We start from the raw sequence: 806 nt of genomic DNA on the forward strand, positions 1-806 counted from the left end.
TCAAAAGGCTGAAGTCTTCTTTATACTCCCCTGCTTGAGAAAGACTTCTCAGCTGCTTGGTTACCTCTAACAACTGCTTTCTGATCAATAGGCCTGTTTCAATATAGTTGTTGATACTAAGCTGTAATCTAGGGTCTATGTCAGATATGGATCTTAACCACCCAATGAATACTTTTGACCAACTTCTGGATTGACTACTACTAAACCGTTCAGGAATCTCTATACCAAACTGGAAAAGAGTAGATTTAACCCTGTTTTTTTCCGCAGTCAACATTCTTGTCAAAGAGAAATGCTGCCTTAGAAGCTTTCTGTCCATTTCGATGTGTCTTGGAGGAACGTCTATTCCTTTAAAACCACTGGAACGAAGCAGTTGAGCCAGCTTTCTGCTGTCGGACTTATCAGATTTTTGCTGTCTGTCCTTGTGAGTAGAAGGCACATCCATTGCATGGACTACCTGACAGTCAACTCTAAGACGTCTTAACTCTCTACAAACTGTAAACCCATTGAACCCTGATTCATAGACAGCTTTATATTCAGCGCCAGGATAATGCAATTCAAGATATGATACCAGTGATCCAGGATCAGGATCCCTTGACATTGTCTTAAGTTCAAAATTGTCAGAGAGTAATGTTACCTTCCAACTTTTATGGTGACAATCAATACCAATGTAAATAGATTGTCCCTTAAATGAATTTTTACTAACTTTAGTAGATGGCATAAGCGTTCTTAATTTAAAGGTTAATGTTGAATTTCTCCCTTTAATATATGAAATCTAGCTTATGCCTATTTTTCAAACATAATACCTT

1 protein-coding gene is annotated in these 806 nt (G+C 37.7%); it reads right to left on the reverse strand.

Translation table 11 applies throughout. The features are described 5' to 3' along the window. Positions 1-718, reverse strand: a 718-nt coding sequence (locus ACFSKL_RS16425; RefSeq protein ID WP_376887421.1) for an IS110 family transposase, incomplete at its 3' end; no start/stop codon positions are given. Between the last annotated feature and the right edge of the window lie 88 nt (positions 719-806).

This window comes from Belliella marina, assembly GCF_042682445.1.
Taxonomy (GTDB): domain Bacteria; phylum Bacteroidota; class Bacteroidia; order Cytophagales; family Cyclobacteriaceae; genus Belliella; species Belliella marina.